13 protein-coding genes are annotated in these 19,684 nt (G+C 66.5%); 6 read left to right on the plus strand and 7 right to left on the minus strand.

The window, feature by feature from the left end:
- Nucleotides 1-30 precede the first annotated feature (30 nt).
- Genes HBE63_RS23355 through eccCa form a run of 4 tightly spaced genes read right to left on the minus strand, consistent with a single transcriptional unit; the run spans nt 31 to nt 7,348 of the window.
- Entirely contained in the window at nt 31-516 is a 486-nt protein-coding gene (locus tag HBE63_RS23355) for a hypothetical protein (protein ID WP_208301193.1), read from the minus strand.
- 12 nt (nt 517-528) lie between these two features.
- Nucleotides 529-1,911, minus strand: coding sequence for a type VII secretion-associated serine protease mycosin (gene mycP, locus HBE63_RS23360; RefSeq protein ID WP_166906863.1), 1,383 nt, complete (start codon nt 1,909-1,911; stop codon nt 529-531).
- Nucleotides 1,911-3,347: a type VII secretion integral membrane protein EccD gene (eccD, locus tag HBE63_RS23365; protein ID WP_166906864.1), complete on the minus strand. Its 1,437-nt coding sequence runs from the start codon at nt 3,345-3,347 to the stop codon at nt 1,911-1,913. The genes mycP and eccD (HBE63_RS23365) overlap by 1 nt, the downstream gene beginning before the upstream one ends.
- On the minus strand, nt 3,344-7,348 hold the full coding sequence (gene eccCa, locus HBE63_RS23370; protein WP_166906865.1) for a type VII secretion protein EccCa: 4,005 nt from the start codon (nt 7,346-7,348) through the stop codon (nt 3,344-3,346). Before eccCa ends, eccD (HBE63_RS23365) begins: the two co-directional genes overlap by 4 nt.
- Nucleotides 7,349-7,393: 45 nt before the next feature.
- On the opposite strand from eccCa, the gene eccD (HBE63_RS23375) reads away from it, so the two are divergent.
- Nucleotides 7,394-8,899: a type VII secretion integral membrane protein EccD gene (gene eccD, locus HBE63_RS23375; protein ID WP_243858245.1), complete on the plus strand. Its 1,506-nt coding sequence runs from the start codon at nt 7,394-7,396 to the stop codon at nt 8,897-8,899.
- On the opposite strand, the gene eccB is transcribed toward eccD (HBE63_RS23375), so the two are convergent.
- Complete coding sequence (gene eccB, locus HBE63_RS23380; RefSeq protein ID WP_166906867.1) at nt 8,896-10,395, minus strand: type VII secretion protein EccB; 1,500 nt, start codon at nt 10,393-10,395, stop codon at nt 8,896-8,898. The genes eccD (HBE63_RS23375) and eccB overlap by 4 nt on opposite strands.
- A gap of 62 nt (nt 10,396-10,457) precedes the next feature.
- Here eccB and eccE point away from each other — a divergent pair, with 62 nt between their 5' ends.
- Together eccE and HBE63_RS23390 are read left to right on the plus strand one after the other, a co-directional pair.
- Nucleotides 10,458-12,176 carry a type VII secretion protein EccE gene (gene eccE, locus HBE63_RS23385; protein WP_166906868.1) on the plus strand — a complete coding sequence of 573 codons (1,719 nt, stop codon included), beginning with the start codon at nt 10,458-10,460 and terminating at the stop codon, nt 12,174-12,176.
- 15 nt (nt 12,177-12,191) lie between these two features.
- Nucleotides 12,192-12,914 carry a DUF5336 domain-containing protein gene (locus HBE63_RS23390; RefSeq protein ID WP_243858247.1) on the plus strand — a complete coding sequence of 241 codons (723 nt, stop codon included), beginning with the start codon at nt 12,192-12,194 and terminating at the stop codon, nt 12,912-12,914.
- On the opposite strand, the gene HBE63_RS23395 is transcribed toward HBE63_RS23390, so the two are convergent.
- Entirely contained in the window at nt 12,888-14,021 is a 1,134-nt protein-coding gene (locus HBE63_RS23395; protein WP_166906870.1) for an acyltransferase, read from the minus strand. The genes HBE63_RS23390 and HBE63_RS23395 overlap by 27 nt on opposite strands.
- A 48-nt stretch (nt 14,022-14,069) precedes the next feature.
- Between HBE63_RS23395 and HBE63_RS23400 the strand changes: the two genes are divergently transcribed.
- Nucleotides 14,070-15,539, plus strand: coding sequence for a glutamate--cysteine ligase (locus HBE63_RS23400; protein ID WP_166906871.1), 1,470 nt, complete (start codon nt 14,070-14,072; stop codon nt 15,537-15,539).
- Between the two features lie 18 nt (nt 15,540-15,557).
- The gene (locus HBE63_RS23405) at nt 15,558-16,238 is read left to right on the plus strand and encodes a class I SAM-dependent methyltransferase (RefSeq protein ID WP_166906872.1); all 681 of its coding nucleotides are present in this window, start codon (nt 15,558-15,560) and stop codon (nt 16,236-16,238) included.
- A gap of 465 nt (nt 16,239-16,703) precedes the next feature.
- Here HBE63_RS23405 and HBE63_RS23410 read toward each other — a convergent pair whose 3' ends face one another.
- The gene (locus HBE63_RS23410; RefSeq protein ID WP_166906873.1) at nt 16,704-18,284 is read right to left on the minus strand and encodes an HNH endonuclease signature motif containing protein; all 1,581 of its coding nucleotides are present in this window, start codon (nt 18,282-18,284) and stop codon (nt 16,704-16,706) included.
- A 117-nt stretch (nt 18,285-18,401) separates the two neighbouring features.
- Here HBE63_RS23410 and HBE63_RS23415 point away from each other — a divergent pair, with 117 nt between their 5' ends.
- Nucleotides 18,402-19,595: a type I restriction endonuclease gene (locus HBE63_RS23415; RefSeq protein WP_166906874.1), complete on the plus strand. Its 1,194-nt coding sequence runs from the start codon at nt 18,402-18,404 to the stop codon at nt 19,593-19,595.
- Nucleotides 19,596-19,684 lie beyond the last annotated feature (89 nt).

Genomic DNA, 19,684 nt, shown 5'->3' on the forward strand with positions numbered 1-19,684 from the left:
GAGGCTGACCATCTCCTCTTCTGCGGCAGCTTAGGTGGTGAATAGGAGACAGGGCGGAGGCGGCGGCGGGGGCGGGGGCGGTACCGGCCTGGCCGCCTCCGGCGGCAGTGGCGGGATCGGCACCAGCGGTTCCGGTCGTTCAGGCGCCGAACGCTCAGGCGCGGCGGGCTCCGGCTTGCGCGGCTCGTCGAGGTCGAACCGTTCGGCGAATTCCCTGGACCCGATCGAGCTGTGCATCTGCCACGGCGGCGGGGCCAGCCTCCGGACCGGTGCAGCGGCCGGCGGCTCGGGCTCGGGCTCGGGTTCAGGCTCCGGAGCCGGAGCCGGAGCCGGCTTCGCAAAAGCATCGGTCACGTCGTCCGCGGGCGACGTGGCGGTATGGATCTGCCGGGCCGATCGTTGCGCCGCAATCTGTTCCAGCAACGCGGCAGCCCGGGCCTCCACCTCGTCCAATTCCCCAGGAGCCATGTCGTCGAGCGAGGTGGCCTCGCCGATCGGCCGATTCTCGTCCGGCATCTTTCCCCTAACTCACCTGGTCCGTCGCCGGGCAGCAGCCATCGCTACCGCCGCCACCATCAACGCAAGACACGCCGCGGTGACGGTGAAGACGATCCTGCGGGCCCGCACATTACCCGGGTCAGGTTGCGGTGGCCCGCTGATCGGTGAAGAGGCAGTGACATCGCGACCGTCGGCCGCAGGTGGGAGCTGGTAGGTCAGTGCCGCGACTGGGTCCACGACTCCATAACCCGTGGCCTGATTGGGTCCATTCCCGGGGGTACGGGCGGTGCGTTCGACGAGATCCTTGACCTCGCCGGCGGTCAGACCGGGATACCGCGACCGGATCAGCGCCACCACACCCGAGACGAACGGCGCCGCGAAGCTCGTGCCGTTCAGCGGAGCGAGCCCCTGCTGGCCGAGCTGGGCGTTGCTCAATCCGGGGCCGCCCGGGTCCAGCGAGGTGACCCGCTCACCGGGGGCGGCCACCGCCACCCACGGCCCGTGCAGACTGAAATCAGCCGGGGTGGCCGATGTGGTCACGGCTCCGACCGTCAGGACGTAGTCGGCGAACCAGGCCGGGCTGGCGATGGTGCTGACGCTGTTCCAGCCGTTGTGCAGCGGCTGGTTCGGATCGTTCATGTTGTTCTGCGCGTTGCACATGCTCTGGCTGTTGAAATTGCCGGCCGCAGCCACCACCACGACATTGCGTTCGTAGGCGAAGCGCACCGCGCGCCCGAGTTCGCGGTCGTCCAACCCGGCCGAAACGGGCGCGCAGGCCACCTCGGACAGGTTGATCACCGTGGCACCGAGATCCACCGCCCGGGTGATCGCGAGCGCCAGGGTGTGCGTGTTGCCATAGCCGATCGATGTGGCATTGGGATCGTCGTTCTGGCTGCTGCTCGTGCCGGCGACGCTGTAGGCGCCGCTGTTCTGGCGGATGGACAGGATCGAGGCCTCCGGGGCGACCCCGGCGAAACTGTCATTGTCGGCGGGCGTCGCGGCGATGATCCCGGCGACCAGGGTGCCGTGTGCATCGCAGTCGACCAGGCCGTCGCTGCTCGACACATAGTCGCCGCCGGGCTCGAGCGCGGGAAGCCGCGGATGACGGTTGACGCCCGTGTCGATCACCGCCACCTTCTGTCCGGCGCCGCGGGAAAAGCGCCAGGCCCTGCGGTATTCGAGCATCGCTTCGGCGCTGGTCTGTTTACTGAAGTCGGTGCCCGGCAGCACGCCGGTGGGGATACCGCAGATCGCCTTCAGTTCGGTGGGCTGTGCCGGTGCGACGGGCCCGCTCGGCGGCGGACCGGGTTCGACGACGGGCGGTGTCACGGCACCGGCCGTAGGTGCCCCGAAGCCGGCCAACACCACCGTCAGAACGACGGTCACGACCGCCGCGCACCGTCGGGTGCTCACTACCGGCCCAGCCGTTCGTACAGTCCGAGCGGCCACAGTGCCAGCGGTATCACCGCTGCCACCGCAAGATATTCGAGATACACCGCGGCCGAGCGCAGCCGTCGTCGGTCACGGACAGCGCCCCAGCCCGCACCGCCAACCGCCAGCGCGGCGAGCACGACGACCCCGGTGAGCTGCAACGGCCACACCCCGGTCTGGGCCTGCACGCAGATGATCAGCACGAGCCCCAGGGCGGGCACCGCAAGCGCAACACGCTCGGGCCAGGTGGCCGCCCGGTGCGCGTGCAATGCCAACACCGAGGCGCAGATCAGAGCGAAAGCGAATGCCGCCCAACCTGTCTCGACCCGCATCAGCGCGGTCGCGGCGATCAGCGCCACCGCAGCCGCACCGGTCAACAGGCCCGAGCGGGTCAGCACCGCCGAATGCACCCTGGCCCAGACCTGCTCGGCGCTGGGCATCGGGGTGCCGGGTTCAACCGCGGCGGCGGACGCAGCGAAGGGATCGTCCCCGCGCGATGTCTCGACCGACGCCACCGGGTACTGGTCGAGCCGTGCCGTCAGTCTCGGCACGGCCAGACACCCGAACAGCGCAACCACCGCGGCGACGGTGGCCACCACCACGACGGGCGCGCCCAACGCGCGGCCCGCAAACGCCACCGTCCCGAAGCCCAGCACGACCGCCGCCGTGACGTACGACCAGTGGCCCGCACCGATCACGCGGTAACAGATCGCGGTGAGCCCCAACAACACTGCGCATCCGCAGGCCAGGCCGATCGCCCCGCGCGGCGCGGCCAGTACCCAGCCCGCTGCCGTGCCGATGGCGATCACCGGCGGCCCCACCGCTGCGGCAATGTCGGCCCGGGCCAGCGTCCGGCGCACGAGTGCGCCGCCGGAGACCAACGCCGCCATCGTCAGTGCCGCCGCGCCCAGGACCACCGACCGGTGCGCCGACAACGCGGGCGCCAGCAGGAGCGCCACCCATACCGCCGAGCACAGCCACAACCCGGCGAAGGCCATCGTCCGCGCCGCGGTGGCACCCCAGGCCGCGTATGAGGCTCGGTTCAGCCGGGCGGCGGCGTCCACCACATCGTCGTACAGAGTGGGTGGGGACAACGCCTGGCGGGCCGAGAGATGCAGCAGCTCACCGTTTTCCACACCAGCAGCGCGCAGGGTCCGATCCGGCTCCAGCGCACCAGTCCCGCGGGCACGGCTGAGCACCCAGAACGTCCGTCGCTCGTCGCGGTCGGCCAGGTCGTCGTTGCGTTCGGCGTCGCGGGACTTGATCAACCGGGCCAACTCCGGCAGGAACGCCGCCACCGGGACATCGGCAGGTAGCGCGACATCGAGTTGGGTGCGGCCGCCCACCACGGACACCCGGATCGCCTCGGGCGCCGCGGACACCACGTGCACCTCGCGAAGCTCCTCGACCCCGGTCACAGGTCGGGCATCCGGGACAGTTGGACCACGCCGCTACGGGTGGTCCGGGAAACCAGCATGCCGCGGCCGGGAGGCATCGTGGAGGCCTTGTATCCGCCGAACAGTCCGCCCTCGTCTCTGCTGCCGCTCATCACCAAACCGTTGCAGGACAGGTCTTTCAGACGCCCGATGATCGGATCCATCATCGCCCGGCCGGCACCACCGCTGCGCCGGGCGACCACGACGCGCAGACCGATGTCACGGGCCTGCGGCAAATACTCCACCAGCGGCCCGAGCGGATGGCTCAGCGATCCGCCGGGGATCAGGTCGTAGTCGTCGATCATCACGAACAGATCCGGCCCTGACCACCAGGAGCGTTCCTTGAGCTGCTGCTGGGTGATGTCGTCGGGTGGCAGGCGCTCTTTGAGCGCACCGGCCAGTGCTGTCATCAGATCGTTGCAGGACTGCGGGGCCGTGGCATAGCCGCCGAGGTATTCGTCGGGGACGACGCCCAGCATCGAGCGGCGGAAGTCGACCAGGATGATCTTGGCCTCCACCGGGCCGGCGTTCTCCATCACGCCCGCCGCGATGTTGCGCAGCAGGCCGGTCTTCCCGCATTCGGTGTCGGCAAAGGCCACCAGGTGTGGCTGGGAATCGAAATCCAGCACGACGGGGGCCAGTTCTTCTTCGTTGATACCGATCGCAATTCGGGCCTTGCTCAGCTGCCCGGTATCGCGGGCCACCCGGACGACGTCGTCGCGGTTCACGTCATGCGGCAGCATCCGCACCTTCGGTGCCTCGCGATCCTGGTAGTGCGCGCGCACCACCTCGACGGCGCCGGACACCCCGGCGGGCAGATCCTCCACCCCCGAACTGGAGTCGAGTCGGGGCAACCCGATCAGGATGTGCAGCCGCTCGGAGTTGATACCGCGTCCGGGCCGCCCGATCGGCACCAGCTCAGCGGAGCGCCGCGCCACCTCGCTGTCGATCGGGTCGCCCAGACGGAGCTCGACGCGGGTGCCGAGCATGTCCTTGACCGCGGGCCGGATCTCCATCCAGCGTGACGCCGTGATGGCCAGGTGCACGCCGTACGACAGGCCCTGGATGGCCAGCGATTGGATCACCGGGTCGAGCGTCTCGAAGTCGCTCTTGATCGACGCCCAACCGTCGACGACCAGCACCACGTCGCCGAAGTTGTCCTGACTCACCTCGCCTTTGGCCTTGCGCTGACGGAAATCCCGCATGGATTCGATACCGAGTTCACGGAACAGTTGCTCGCGGGACCGCAGCACCCCGGCCACCTCGGCGACGGTGCGCCGAATCGCGTCGGCATCCATCCGGCCGGCCACCCCGCCGACGTGCGGCAGCTTGGCCAGGCTGGTCAGGGTGCCGCCGCCGAAGTCCAGGCAGTAGAACTGCAACTGCTCGGGAGTATGGGTGGCGGCGGCGGACAGGATGAGTGTGCGCAGTGCGGTGGACTTGCCTGACTGCGGCCCGCCGACCACGGCGACATTGCCCTGGGCCCCGGACAGGTCCACCATGAGCAGGTCGCGGCGCTGATCGTAGGGTCGGTCCACCACGCCCATCGGCATCCACAACCGGCCGTTGACGTTCGCCGGTGCCGACCAATCCGATTCCGGCAGCAGCTCGTTCACCGCGGGGCTGTCGTCGAGCGGCGGCAGCCACACCTCGTGGGCGGGCCTGCCGTGGCCGCGCAACCGGCTGACCACCATGTCGAGCAACGTGGTTTTCGTCGGCCCGGAACTGGCTCGCTCCGGCTCGGTCTCCGGCACTTCGTGCGGCATCGGCACCCTCGCGGGTAGCACGTCCTTCTTGACCGGCGTCGCGGTGAACAGCTTCGGTGCCAGCGCACCCAACTGGGTCACCCGCCCGGTGCGGGCCGATATCCGCGGCTTGACGTAGTCGCCCGAGACGTAGCACGCGTTGAACCGGATAGGTTCGGATGCATCGCATTTCAGGAAGGCCGAACCCGGCACGCTGGGTAGGTGATACGCGTCGGGGACGCCGAGCACGCTGCGCGATTCACCGGCCGAGAACGTCTTGAGACCGATCCGGTAGGACAGGTGCGAGTCCAGGCCGCGCAGCTTGCCCTCCTCCAGGCGCTGCGAGGCCAGCAACAGGTGCATGTGCAGGGACCGGCCCAGCCGGCCGATCATCACGAACAGTTCGGCGAAATCCGGCTTCTGGGACAGCAGCTCGGAGAACTCGTCGACGACGATGAACAGTGCGGGCAGTGGTTCGAGGTCGGCACCCGCCGCCCGAGCGCGCTCGTATTCGGTGACGTTCGGGAAGTTTCCGGCGGAGCGCAGCAGTTCCTGGCGGCGGTTCATCTCGCCGGCCAGGGCATCGCGCATGCGGTCCACCATGGTCAGTTCGTCTTCGAGGTTGGTGATGATGGCCGCGATGTGGGCGATCCCGTCCAGGCCGAGGAACGTCGCCCCGCCCTTGAAGTCGACCAGCACCAGGTTGAGCTGCTCGGGCGAGTGCGACGTGATCATCGAAAGCACCAGGGTGCGAAGAAATTCCGACTTTCCCGATCCGGTGGCGCCGATACACAGCCCATGCGGGCCCATCCCGCCCTCGGCGGCCTCTTTGATGTCGAGTTCGATGGGCTGACCGTTCGGGGTAATACCGATCGGCACCCGCAGCCGTTCGCGCGGGGACCGCTGCCGCCACACCTGTTCAGGCACGATCCCGGCGGCGTCGGGAATCTTCAGAAGCGACATCAGGCCGGGGTCGACCGCCCGCGAATCAGCTTCCAGGCTGACGATGTGCGCGGCGTTGGCCGGGCGGTAGCGCCCGATCCGCCGGGCAGTGGTCTCGGCTTCGGGGATCGTGATCGTGTCCGGGGTGGCGAACCGTTCGACGCCCACTGCGGTGCGCGCGGCCACGTCATCACCCTCGACAACCAGCTGCAAGCTGCGGCGGGCCGAGGCACCGGCGCGCAGTCCGTTGAGGTCGAGCAGCGTCACGCTGTCCAACCCGGCATCGGTGACCAACTGCTCGTCGCCGGTGACGAACCCGTCGTCGAGCACCACCACGAGTTGTTTGAGCCCCTGGGTGGGTTGCGCGTTACGGGTGAACCGGCCGCGTTCGGCCAGCTCCGCCGACAGCGCGGTCTCCATCAGCTCCAGCGTGGGGAACAGCAGCCGCATCGAACCCATGCCGTCGCGGGTCGACGCATGCTGCGCGTGCGGCAGCCATTTGACCCAGCTCCAGTTCTCACCGTCCGGGTTTGCCGTGACGATCGCCACCTGGACATGGTCGGGCCCGTGAAAGGCACACAGTTCCAACACCATCGAGCGCACCAACTGCTGCGCGAGCTTGCGCTCCCCTTCGAAGGTGATGGTGGGAAACGCCCGGAGCGACACCGCGGTCGGCAACGCGTGCACCACTGAATGGGTCTTGACGAACCGGCGCAGTGCCACCGTCGACACCGGTTCCAGGTCCTCTGGCGGGCCGGTCTCGGGTGCCATCAACCGCGTCGCGAGCCGGTGCGTCCCGATACCGACCCGGATGTGGCAGTAATCCGCATCGCTGGGCCGCCGCTCCCACATCCGCCGGGTGCCCACCACATCGGTCAGCGCACGCGGATCGGGATGACTCCACTCCAGCGCCGTACGTTGTTCGGCCCCGGTGGTATCGGCCTCCTCGCGAAGATTCGCCAGATAACTGAAGTAGTCCTTGCGTTCCTCGTTGAGCTCGGCTGCGGCTTTGCCATTTCCCTTCCCGCCGCCCATGAACATGCCGACCATCGACATGATCATCATCATCGGGAAGAGCAGGAACATCGGGCTTCTGGCCATGTCCCGGCCGCCGACCGTGATCATCAGCGCGATCATGCCGATGACGGCCACCAGCATCACGAACGGCATGAGGCGCATCATCAGGTTGCCCGGGATGGCCCGTGGAACCTCGGGCGGTGGGGCCAGGCTGACCTCGCCACCGGGCATCCTCGGCGGCGCCACCCGAAGTCGGCGGACGAATCCCTGCGTACTCAACCTGCCCTCCCCGGAAGCTACGGAGCCGGATGCTGGGTATTGTTCGTGTCGAGCAATCCCATTGCGCAGGAGGCCGACTGGATTGTGACCCTACTTGAGTCAGAGCTCGAACCCGAAGCAGAACCCGAACTCAGCCGGCTGACCCTGGTAGTCGGCGAGCTGAACATCGACGTCGGGCTGCCTGCACACGTCAGCATCGCCCAGTACATTCCCGACGTCATCGATATCGCGAATGAACAGATCTCCGCGAATGACGCGGTCATCGAGTTCGACGCCGCCGACGGGCAGTGGACGCTGGCCCCACTGGACGGTGCACCGATCGCCCCGCACCTGTCACTCGGCGAGGCAGGGATCCACGACGGCGACCTGTTGATGATCTGCGCGGCCAACCAGCCCGTCAGTCCACTGCTGTTCGACGACGTCGACGACACCCAGGACGTCGAGCAGGGGACCGTACGTCGCTGGTTCGCCGGCCACGCGTCCACGTTGGCCGGCTTCGGTGTCACCGCGGCCGCCGCCGTCACGCTGGCTTCGGTGGTGCCGCATTGGGCGGGCCGACCCGCGGTGCCGGCGGCGGTGCTGGCCCTCGGCGTGATGGGGATGCTGCTGGCCTGCCTGGTCGCGCACCGGTCGACGGTCACCGCGGCACCGGCCTGGACCACCGCGGTGTCGGTGCCGCTGGTGTTCGCGGGCGCGCTGTTCGTGGTGCCCGACGGTTCCGGCGCCACCTCCCTGCCGATGGCGTTCGCCCTCACCGCGTTCGGTGCCCTGCTGGTGCTCCTGATTTCAGGAACCGGATCCGCCGTGTACACCGCGATCATCGCGGCGTGCGTTTTCGGAGGCGTCAGTTCCGCCGCAATGTTGCTGTGGCAGCCACCCATCCGCACGGTGGGTGCTTTGCTCGCGACCGTGGCCGTTATCGTCGTCTACCTCGCCCCGCGGGTGACGATCGGCTTGTCGAAACTGCCGATCCCCCGCGTTCCGACGGCAGGCGAACCGCTCGACGACATCGAGACCCAGGGCGGCCCCACCGTCGAGGGCGTCAACGCGATCGGCAAGCAGATCATCCCCACCGAGGAGGATCTGATCAGCCGGGTGCGGCGGGCCAACCAGCACCTCACCGGAATTCTGGTCGCCGCGGCGCTGGCCGCCGTGCTGGGCTGCTATCTGGCGGTGGATGTTGGCAATGGATTCTACTGGCAGGGAACAGTTTTCGCCATCATGGTGGCGACAGTGTTGTGTCTGCGCGGCCGCGGCCACCATGACCTGGTGCAGTCGGCGACGCTCATCGGCAGCGGGCTCACGATCGCCGTGGCCGTGGTCCTCAAGACCGCGGTGAACGTCGAAGGGTGGCAGGTCCGCGCGGTCGTCGTGCTGCTCGCGCTGATGGTGCTGATCCTGGCGTGCGGGCTGGCCGCACCGTTGCGTGAGTTCTCCCCGGTGATGCGGCGTCAGGTCGAGATACTCGAATACATCGCTGTCGGATCACTTTTCCCACTGTGCTTCTGGATCATCCGGGTCTATGCATTCTTCCGCGAGATGCGGATCTAACGGGCAGACACCTTCGTGCTGTCCGGGTCGGCGGCCATGCCGTCGTGCGCGACAAGCGCCGCCTCCTGAGAGAGTTCCGGTCCTGGCGGTAACAGCGATACCACCGGCCACGGCGCCCACTGCGGGGCATTGGCGGGGCCGTCGGGAACCTTGACTCCGCCGACGCCGAGCGCCTCGGCCGTCGGCAAATCCTTGATGTGATAACGCACTCCGGTGTCGGAGACGTAAAACAGCTGTCCCGTCGAGCGGCTGTCCGGGTCGTTGCCGGTGGCCTGCACGTACTCCCCGGCCCCCGGGGTCAGATACACCGAGTCCACCGCGGGCCCGGTGCCGTCGGCACTGGCCAGCCGAACCGTCTGCGCTCCCTCCGCGGTGGGCAGCCGGTGCCCGACCAGCAGCCGCACCTCGGCCCGCGCGTCGGTGTTGGACCGCTGCCAGCCCATGCATGCCACCCGGTCGGGATTGGGCGACACGATCCGTGGGGACACCAGCGGGTAGTGGTCGATCGGCAATCGGTGCACGGTCGGCACCTCGGCCAGCGTCGCCGGGGCGATCTCGGCGGCCTGACCGGTGGCCACCTCGCCGGACGCGCCGTACCGGATGATGTCGGCCGTGGCCTGCGAAACCGGCTGCAGACCTTCGCGCAACACGACGTAGAGCTGTTCGCCGCGGGAGTCGACGGACTTGACGATGGCGCCGACGGGATGGTCGGGCCCGAGCGGGCCTGGCTCCCCCGAGCCCTGGATCTGCACCGGGGTGATCGGATCGACCAGGGGGAAGGTGTTGAGCAGCGACAACGACATCGGCCGGGTAGCGGCCCCTTGGAGGTGAAGCCCGTTGACCAGCACCGGATCTGACATGTCGATCGGGGATCGCACGCCGCGGTAGACCAGGTAAGTGGTGCCGCCGGTCTCGGTGAGGATCGCCTCGGCGGGATCTACCTGGCGGATTGCGTCATCGAGCACGGGATCGTTGGCCAGCACGGTGGTCTGCAGGCTGGGGGTGCCGGTGGTCTCCGTGACGGCCGGGCTCAGCAGGTTGTCGCAGACGGTCCACGACGACCTCGCCATGTCGTCGCCGTGGTTGATGCTCGTGGGCGCACCGACGATGCCGACCATCGGGCCGCGCGGTACGGCGTCGAGAAACTTGTCGTCGACCTGCTTGGGGCTGTCGTTCTTGCCGACGATCAGGCGGGCCGATGCCAGATTGAGCACGGGATGGATCTGGTCGCCGATCCGTACGTACGGTGCTCCGCTGGATTTGCTCAGCACGATCTGCGCATCGCCGAGACCGGGTGCGGGTTTGAAGAACGCCATCACGGCAGCCGCCCCGGTGATCAGGACAGCGATCACGGCCCCCACGATCAGTGCCCTGGTCTGGCCCCGCATCGGGTCGTGGATCATCCGTGAATCGCCCCGGATGAGTGCGTGCTCGAGCCGGCGGAGCAGGAAACGGTAGCCGTTCACCTGGGCGCGAGTGGTAACTTGCGCTGGCATGCGTAGGGTATAGCACGTCCGCACCACCTCGACATGACAACCGAGGGGCTATTTGAAATGCGATGCGTCCATTGGCTTTCGCAGCAAAGCTGACCGCCGCCGGCGATACCGGTCCGCAGCGGGTCGTCCCCCTGGTCGACCTGATCGCCCTGCAAATACTCGTCGTCGCCGGCATCGTCGTCGCGCTGGGGTTGCACCGGCCCGGTTGGCAGGGCGCGGTCGCGGGCCTGGTGATCGCATTGCTGCTCGTCGCCCCGGTAGCCAGGGGCATGACAGCGCCTCGGGCGCTCGCGGTACGCGGGAAGTTTCTGCGCAATCGACGACGGCGCACAGGTAAGCGCACCGGTAAGACTGAGCCCGGTTCCCTGCCTGCCGACCCGTTCGACGTACCGACGCCCGACGGTCTTCAGATCGGATTCCGTTGGAATGGCGCGACTTTGCTGTCGCTGCTCAAGATCGACGAAAACCCCAGGGCTCTGACGGTTTTGGAGCCGGGGGTCACCGTTTCCGGCGAGATGGTGCCGGTGCAGGCCCTGCTGGACTGCCTGCGCCAGTTCGACATCACGCTGGAGTCCATCGACATCATCAGCCAGGGCGCCCGCTCGGCCGGCCACACCGATGTCGCCGCGGTATATGACTCCGTGCTGGGGCCGCTGCCCGCGATCGCGCAGCGCACCGTATGGATTGCCGTGCGGTTCAACCCGTCACGATGCGCGGAGGCGGTCCGGCGCCGTGGTGGCGACCGCGACGGCATCCTGCGTGCCGCCACCACCGCGACCCGCCGCGTCGCCAATCGCCTGGCCGAAGCGGGTCTGCAGCCCCAGTTTCTGTCCGCGAGTGGCATCGCGGCGGCGACCAATCAACTCAGCGACGGGGTCAGTCTCGCCACCGTCGAGGAAACCTGGGAGGACTGCCGCGAAGGCCAGTTTCGCCTGTCCAGCTTCGCCGTACAACCGGACATGCTGACCACGGCCGGCCTCGGGTTGTTGTGGACCGTGCCCAGCTACTCCACCACGGTGTGTCTGTCGCTGCGCGAGGCCCCCGATCACGGCACCGAACAGGACCTGGTCCAGGTGCGCGGGCTGGTCCGCTTCGACAGTGACGTGCGCGTCCCCACCCAGCTGCGTGGTCTCACGCCACTACACGGCCAGCAGTTCTCGGCGCTGGCCGCCACCCTGCCGATTCCCGCTGTTCCCGGGGCGGGGCAGATCGAGCACTGGGCGTCGGGCCTTCGTGCCGACGCGCTGAGTGAGCTGGCGCTGCCTGCCTCGGGCTGCGGTCAGGTGATCGGCGCAGACCAGGAGGGCCGTGCGGTGGCGCTGCCGCTGTTCGGTCCGCAGATCAGCCGGGTGGAGATCGTGGGCACCCTGCACCTGGCCCAACAGGTGGTGCTGCGCTCGCTGGCGCTGGGCGCCCGGGTGCTGGTCCACAGCCGGCGTCCGGCCTTCTGGCGCGACATGGTCGAGGTGGTCGGGCGCCATGACCTGCTGTGGGTGACCGACTTCAACCGGCGCGCCATCCAGGCCGGTTCGGAGCGCAACTACACCGTCGAGGTGTTCGACGGTGTACCAGAGCAGTCGGTGCGGATCGGGGTCACCGCCATGGTCGTCGCCCCACCGAACACCCGGCCATCCGATCAGGCCGACGTTGTCCTCGATCTGATCTCGCTGGATCACGACACCGTCAAGGTCAGCACCCAGGCCGGCTCGGCGGTGGTCACGATGGTCGCCACCGACGACGAGATGCGTTATCTGAGAGCATCCTCGAACAGCATCGACTGATGTGAAGGAGTGATCGTGGTCAATCCGCTTCACCGCAACCTGTCCATCCTGGTGGTGGTGCTGGGTTTGGCCGGCTACGGCGTGAGCTTCGGACCGGCGACCGCCGGTGGCGGCAACGACTGGCACGTCCGGTTCGCCGTCCTGGCCGGCCTGACCGCCGCCATCGGACTGCTGCCCAAGCAGACTGGCCGCCCATGGCTCACCGCCGTCCTGGCCGCCGCGGGTTTCCTCGACGCGCTTTCCAGCGTCATGACCTCCTCCGGCTGGGTACTGACCACGATCGTGATACTCAACGGATTGCAGGTGGCGGCGGCCGCCGCAGTCCTGTGGCTGACACCGGAGCCCGCGGCTGCCACTGCCACCGGCGGGTACGAGGCCTATCTCGACTACTACAACCAGGCCGTGCAGCAGTACTACCAACAAAGCGCAGTGGCACAACCAGATTCGATGCAGCGCAGCGCCTACGGGCAGGCCTATGGCCAGGCTTACGGCCAGTCCCAGGCGCCGGCTGCCGGCGCGGGCACCGCGCGAGTGACACCGCAGGCACCCCAGTACGGCGATTACGCCGATCTGCTTTCACCGCAACAGGATTACGGTCGCACCGCGGCCGCGGCGCCGGCTCAGCCCACAGGGTACGTCGCCCCGCCGGGGCGCGCCGGGGCCGGACCGGCCCAGTCGCCCGTCCCGCATGTGCCGCAGCGCGCCGACGAATCAGCGCGGCCGGGTCAACCGATGTAGCAGCCACGCGAAGGGCACCGTGACCACCAACGTCACGATCCACAACACGGTCGCCGAACCGGTGTAGACGTTCCAGCCCAACACGAACTCCATGACCAGGTCCATGGCGACCACATGCAGCAGGAAGATCTCGTAGGAGATCTCACCGAGGGCGACCATCGGCCGGCTGCCCATCACTCGCGCGTAGAGTCCGTCGCCGTCCAGCGCGAGCGGCGCCACCACGAGTGCCGCGATCAGCGCGTAGAACATCGTCTTGGCCACGTCCTCGCCCAGACCGAGCGTGAGCGCCGTGGTGGTACCAGCGATCGGGGTCGAGACCACCAGGTAACAGGCCAACGCCAGTGGCAACGCCGCCATCGCGTAACAACGCACGCCCATCGTCGCCAGTACCGCCAGCATCATCCCCCCGACGAACCAGACCAGGTAGTGCGGCAGCCAGGCCCCGCCGCCGACCGGCAGCCAACCGGTGTTGTGCAGCAGCACCAGCCAGAGTGGGCTGATCGCGGCCAGGCCGGCCAACCCGACCAACAACAGCACCGGACGAAAATGTCTGCGGCACAACACCACCAGCAACAGATAGGCAATCAGCGGCAACACCGCGTAGAACGCAACCTCGACCGCCAGGCTCCACATCTGGCTCAATCCCTGGTGCAGGTAGGCAGTGAAGTAGTTGTCGCTGTAGATCTGGGTCAGCGTCAGATTGCGCAACAGGCCGGTCCAGGTGTGTCCCGGATTCGGTTGCACGGGCCGGAGTTCGTAGATGCCGTAGACGAGCAGGACGGTGACGACGTAGGCGGGCATGATGCGGCGGAACCGATTTCGCGCATAGCGCCGGGTACTCGGCGCATCGGCCGCTCCGGCGGCGGCCAGCACCCAGGGACGGAACAGCAACAACCCCGAGAGCACGAAGAAGATCGCCACGCCGATCTCGAGGCGTGCGCTCATCAGGCCCAGGTATCCCTGCGAGAGCAGGCCGGTGCCATACGCCGCGTGGGTTCCCATGACGGTCAGCGCAGCCACCGCACGCACCCCGGTGAGCGCGGCGATGCGATCCGCGTGCGAGACCTGCTCGAGCCCGCCCTGATCGTCCTCCACCCCTGACGTCATTTGGCCATTCTGCTGCGCGCACCGCCATTCGCGTTGTTGCATCGCGGTGTGGGTGAAGAGGTCAGGAACACCGAGTTCAGCCGTGCGCATCGGCAGGAGTACCGGCGCAAGGTGCAGCTGTGCCTGGACGTGTTCGAGACCATGCTGTCGCAGTCGAGTTTCGAGTTCGAGCGTCCGCTCACCGGCATGGAGATCGAATGCAACCTCGTCGACAACGAATACCAGCCCGCGATGACCAACCAGGAGGTGCTCGCCTCCATCGCCGATCCGGCCTACCAGACCGAATTGGGTGCCTACAACATCGAATTCAATGTCCCACCACGCCCGCTGCCCGGCCGGGCCGCGCTGGATCTGGAGGACGAGGTGCGGCTCAGCCTCAATGCCGCGGAGATCAAGGCCAACGAGGACGGTGCACACATCGTGATGGTGGGCATCCTGCCGACGCTGATGCCCGAGCACCTGTCGGGCCCGTGGATGAGCGAGTCGACGCGGTATCAGGCGCTCAACGACTCGATCTTCACCGCCCGCGGCGAGGACATGCCCATCGACATCTCCGGGCCGGAACGGCTCAGCCTGCAATCGGCGTCCATCGCACCGGAGTCCGCGTGCACCAGCATGCAGCTGCACCTGCAGGTGTCCCCCGCCGACTTCGCCCGCAACTGGAACGCCGCCCAGGTGCTGGCCGGGCCACAGCTCGCAGTGGGCGCCAACTCGCCGTATTTCTTCGGCCATCAACTGTGGGCCGAAACCCGCATCGAGCTGTTCACCCAGTCCACCGACACCCGTCCCGATGAGCTCAAGGTTCAGGGCGTGCGGCCCCGGGTCTGGTTCGGCGAGCGGTGGATCACCTCGATCTTCGACCTGTTCGAAGAGAACGTGCGGTACTTCCCGTCCCTGCTGCCCGAGTTGTCCGATGAGGACCCGGTGGCCGAACTCGCGGCGGGCCGGGCGCCGCAACTGGCCGAGCTGCGGCTGCACAACGGGACCATCTACCGGTGGAACCGTCCGGTCTATGACGTGGTCGACGGTGTCCCTCACTTGCGCGTCGAGAACCGCGTACTGCCCGCCGGCCCGAGCGTCGTGGACATGCTGGCCAACGCGGCGTTCTACTACGGCCTGCTGCGGACGCTGTCGGAGGAGGACCGGCCGTTGTGGACCAAGATGAGTTTCGCCGCCGCCCACCACAACTTCGTCGAGGGTGCCCAGCACGGTCTCGACGCCCGGCTGTACTGGCCCGGTCTGGGCGAGGTGACACCGGACGAGTTGGTGCTGCGCAGGCTGCTGCCGATGGCGCACGACGGGTTGCGCCGCTGGGGTGTGGCCGGGGAGGTGTGCGACCGCTATCTGGGGGTGATCGAAGGCCGGGCAAAGACTGGCCGGACCGGGTCGACCTGGCAGGTCGCGACCGTGCAGGACCTTCAGTCGCGGGGATTGACCAGGCCCGAGGCGCTGGCCGAGATGCTGCGGCGATATGTGCAGCTGATGCACAGCAACGAGCCCGTCCATACCTGGGATTGAGACGCGTACGTTGGAGGAATGACATCTGAGCAGGTCTTGGACTGGGATGGCGCGTACAAGGGAGAAGCAGGTTTCGAGGGTCAGCCGCCGTGGAATATCGGCGAGCCACAGCCCGAGCTTGCGGCGCTGCACCGGGACGGGAAGTTCGAGAGCAATGTCCTCGACGCAGGCTGCGGGCATGCCGAGTTGTCACTGGCACTCGCGTCCGACGGCTACACCGTCGTCGGGCTGGATCTGAGCCCGACAGCGATCGCCGCAGCCAACAATGCCGCGCAGGTGCGCGGGCTGTCGACCGCCAGCTTCGCCCAGGCCGACATCACCTCGTTCACGGGCTACGACGGCCGCTTCAATACTGTTGTGGATTCGACCCTGTTCCACTCCCTGCCGGTCGAGGGCCGTGACGGATACCTGCAGTCGATTCGCCGGGCCTCCGCGCCGGGTGCGCACTACTACGTGCTGGTATTCGCCAAGGGCGCGTTCCCCGCCGAGTTGGAGACCAAGCCCAACGAGGTGTCCGAAGACGAGTTGCGGGCGGCAGTGTCGAAGTATTGGGAGGTCGACGACATCCGGCCGGCCTTCATCCATGCCAATGCCATGGCAATGCCCGCCGATGTTCCGTTCGAGCTGCCGAAGCACGATCTCGACGACAAGGGCCGGATCAAGTTCCCCGCGTTCCTGCTGACTGCGCACAAGGCCTGAGGTCACCGTTCAGAGCGGTGAAGAAGATGCTCCTGCCGCCTCCAACCTCACGGCCGTAGGCGTCAAAATGAGCCGGACTGCCCGCACTATGAGTAGAGTCCCGACGCATTGCCCGATAGGCGCAGACCGCGGAGGACTTACTCATGAGTTTGTGGCGCAAGTTTGTTCTGTATGGGGCTGCTGTCGCAGCCTTAGCGTTGGTTGAACCCGCCGTCGCCTTTGCGGACGACTACATCGATTTCGGAACTAATCAGTCGGCATGCAAGAGTGCGGCCAAACAGGCAAATGCATCTGGCAACCGTGGTTCATATTGCTACGAAACTGGGCCTGGCCACTACACGCTGCACTTCGCGAACTAAGCGGATATACGGCAACCAACTGACCGTTGCTTGCGTTGTCGCACTGCGCAATTCAGCCTTGTTTGACGTCTCAGGCCTAACAGTCAGTCTGGGTTCCCCCACCCGTCTAGAACGGCGGGTCGTCCGGGTCGGGCGGCTGAGGTGGGGGCGGTTCCCAATCCGGGGGTAGCTCTTCGGGTTCGAAAGGGTCGTTGATCCACGTGCAGTAGGAGCTGGTGCTGGGTTCGTTACCCTTGAACAGTTTGAGGGTGGCCCGCATCCGGTTCCGGTTGCGGCGCCGGTCAAGTTCTTTACGCCGGGCTGATTGGGTGTAGCCGTAGGCCTCGTTGACCGGACGCAATCGCCGGTTCTTGGCCCGGGCCTGCTCGACACGCGCGGCCCGACTGAGCTTCGGCGGCCGCGCCGGGGCAGGCTGTGCACACGGGGTCGGGGCGAAGCTATTGAACAGGTCCGCTCCACCCGGGGTGGTGCAATAGGTCTTGCCGCTCGGCGATGTCCACACGACGGTGCCATCCGGGCACTGCTCATCTCGCCAACCGCCAAATGTCTTGAGCCGGTGGTGAAAACGGCACAGACATTTCAAGTTGGCCGGGACAGTCAGCCCGCCGTGGGTCGGATCGTTGTGGTCAAACGGCACCGTATGGTCGATGTCGCAGTCCTCGGCCGGATGCTCACATCCGGGGAAGCGACACGTCAGGTCGCGGCATCGGACCCACCGCTGCACCGACACGGTCGGCTGATAGCGCAGTGTGGAGGCAACATCCACCTCCGGTTCGATCACCAACCGCAACGTGGCTTCGGCGGCCAGTTCACGGACCTGCTCGGCATCGACGACCCCGTAGCCGCAGACGTAGCCTGGCGTCCTACCGCCTCCCGTCACCGTGTCGCGCTCGGCGATCACATTGACCACTACTGCAGCCGATTCATTTTGCGAGGGTGATGATTTGACCGGGCAATCGGCACGGCCACACTCACACGAAAGTCCGCGACACTCGGACAGAGCCTCCACCGCATCCGAGCGCAGCTGCTGCTTGGTGCGTGGATCGTGCCGACATACCTCGGCCGCCAATTCCGAGAGCCGCGTGTCGAAGGCCAGGCCTACTCGCGTGCTGACGACGCCATCGATCTTGGCGGTGCCATCACCGCGTGGGCTCACCTTGATCCAGCGACGGTTGGCTGCGTGCTCTCGTTGACGGATCGCCGCAGGATCGAGTTCACGCACCAACTTGTCGACCGTGGTGGTGATGCGGCCATCTGACCAGCACTGCCACCCAGCGATGCGCCCGGCCAGGTTCTCGTCAATCTGGACCACTATCGAGTCGGTCACGAACTCCGTGCGGCTGATTACCACTTCGACCGTGCGCCAGTCAGTTTTCCCTTCCGCCAAGAGCGCTGCCAACCGTGGCAGGCGATCCCGCAACGCCTCGGCCTGGGACACCACGCGGCTGGCGATGCCTGGAGACAGGTTCAACACCGCGCTGACTTCGGCGCTGGTGCGGGCGAATCCGGTGATGATCATGTAATTCGGGTCGACATCCTCGACATTGAGCTCGGCAGTCCGCTGCGCCAACAAGTCCGCCACCGCAGCCATCCGCGTCGCCATCAACCTCGCTGCAGCGCGGGCGGTGTCAGCGAGCTCGTCCACGAGCCGGGCCGGCGCCGCCGGATCGAACTCGTTGTCGAACATGCGTTCGAGTCTGCCACATGGGGGCGACATGCGCAGGAAAAACAACCTTAGGCAAATGGTCAGTAATTGTCGCCCGGGTCATCTACAGTCTGCCGCTAGAGCTACCAGGGGGTAAACATGGCGTTTTCCGACGGTCTTGCCGCAATCGCAAAGAAGATCCGCGATATGCGGGCATCGGTGCTGACCGAGGAAGCGACAAAGAACGCCTTCATCATGCCGTTCATTTCGAACGTGCTCGGCTACGACGTGTTCGACCCTTCTGAAGTCGTCCCCGAGTTCATTGCCGACGTCGGAGTCAAGAAGGGCGAGAAGGTTGACTACGCGATCTTCAAGGACGGGCAAGTCCAGATCCTCATCGAGTGCAAGAAGATCGGCGACCCGCTAGACCTGCGTTACGCGTCCCAACTGTTCCGCTACTTCGCGGTCACGTCAGCGCGTATCGCAATCCTGACCAACGGGCAGCAGTACCACGTCTACACCGACGGTGACATGCCAAATCGCATGGACGAGAAACCATTTCTGATCTTTGACCTACTTGACATCGATCGAACACTGGTTCCCGAAATTCAGAAGTTCTCAAAGGAATCATTCGACATCGAGTCCGTAGTCAATGCCGCCGAGGAACTCAAGTACATCGGGGGCATCCGCCGGATCATCGCCTCCGAGGTAAAGAATCCCTCCGAGGAGTGGGTGCGGTTCTTCGTGAACCGCATCTACGACGGCCGCACTACACAAAAGATTGTCGATCAGTTCAGGCCGCTTGTCGCAAAAGCGTTGAGTCAGTATGTAGGTGACCAGGTCAATAGCCGTCTGAAAACGGCGCTCGGCGACGATGCGCCAGACCCCAACCGTTCGACAGAGATCACACCGACGGATACTCCCGCGCAGCCTCCAATCGGGCAGGCGGCAATCTCTGACACGGCAGCGGTCACAGTCGACGGGGTGACTGATCCTGGGGTAATGACGACAGACGAAGAACTCGACGGGTTCAATATCGTCCGGGCGATCGCGGTGTCCGAAGTCGCGCCCGAACGCGTCTATTACCGAGACAGCAAGTCCTACTTCGCAATTCTTCTCGATGACAACAATCGCAAGCCGATCATTCGGCTGAACCTAAATGGGAAGAGCGTCAAGTTTGTGACGACATTCGAACAAGGTAAGGACGCTGGCGTACGGCGCGACATTACATCGGTAGTGGACATCTATAAGGTCGCTACCAACGAGATCCGGCAGACCATCCAGAGCTACGAAAACAACGGCGCCGTTGGCGACCTGGACACACGGCCAGTGGAGCAGCAGTCAGTGCCGTAGCCGGTTTCGAGCGACCGGTGTCAGGTCCCGTCGAACGCTGCAACCGGGCGGTTCAGCACCCGCCTCCGCCGCAACCTCCACCCCCGCCA

The sequence above is a fragment of the Mycobacterium sp. DL440 genome (genome assembly GCF_011745145.1).
Lineage (GTDB): Bacteria > Actinomycetota > Actinomycetes > Mycobacteriales > Mycobacteriaceae > Mycobacterium.

Excerpts from the sequence above, each read along its gene's own strand:
- HBE63_RS23415 (WP_166906874.1), top strand. The coding sequence starts at position 18,402 with ATGGCGTTTTCCGACGGTCTTGCCGCAATCGCAAAGAAGATCCGCGAT.
- HBE63_RS23405 (WP_166906872.1), top strand. The coding sequence starts at position 15,558 with ATGACATCTGAGCAGGTCTTGGACTGGGATGGCGCGTACAAGGGAGAA.
- HBE63_RS23410 (WP_166906873.1), bottom strand. The coding sequence starts at position 18,284 with ATGTTCGACAACGAGTTCGATCCGGCGGCGCCGGCCCGGCTCGTGGAC.
- eccB (WP_166906867.1), bottom strand. The coding sequence starts at position 10,395 with ATGCCAGCGCAAGTTACCACTCGCGCCCAGGTGAACGGCTACCGTTTC.
- HBE63_RS23355 (WP_208301193.1), bottom strand. The coding sequence starts at position 516 with ATGCCGGACGAGAATCGGCCGATCGGCGAGGCCACCTCGCTCGACGAC.
- HBE63_RS23395 (WP_166906870.1), bottom strand. The coding sequence starts at position 14,021 with ATGACGTCAGGGGTGGAGGACGATCAGGGCGGGCTCGAGCAGGTCTCG.
- eccE (WP_166906868.1), top strand. The coding sequence starts at position 10,458 with ATGCGTCCATTGGCTTTCGCAGCAAAGCTGACCGCCGCCGGCGATACC.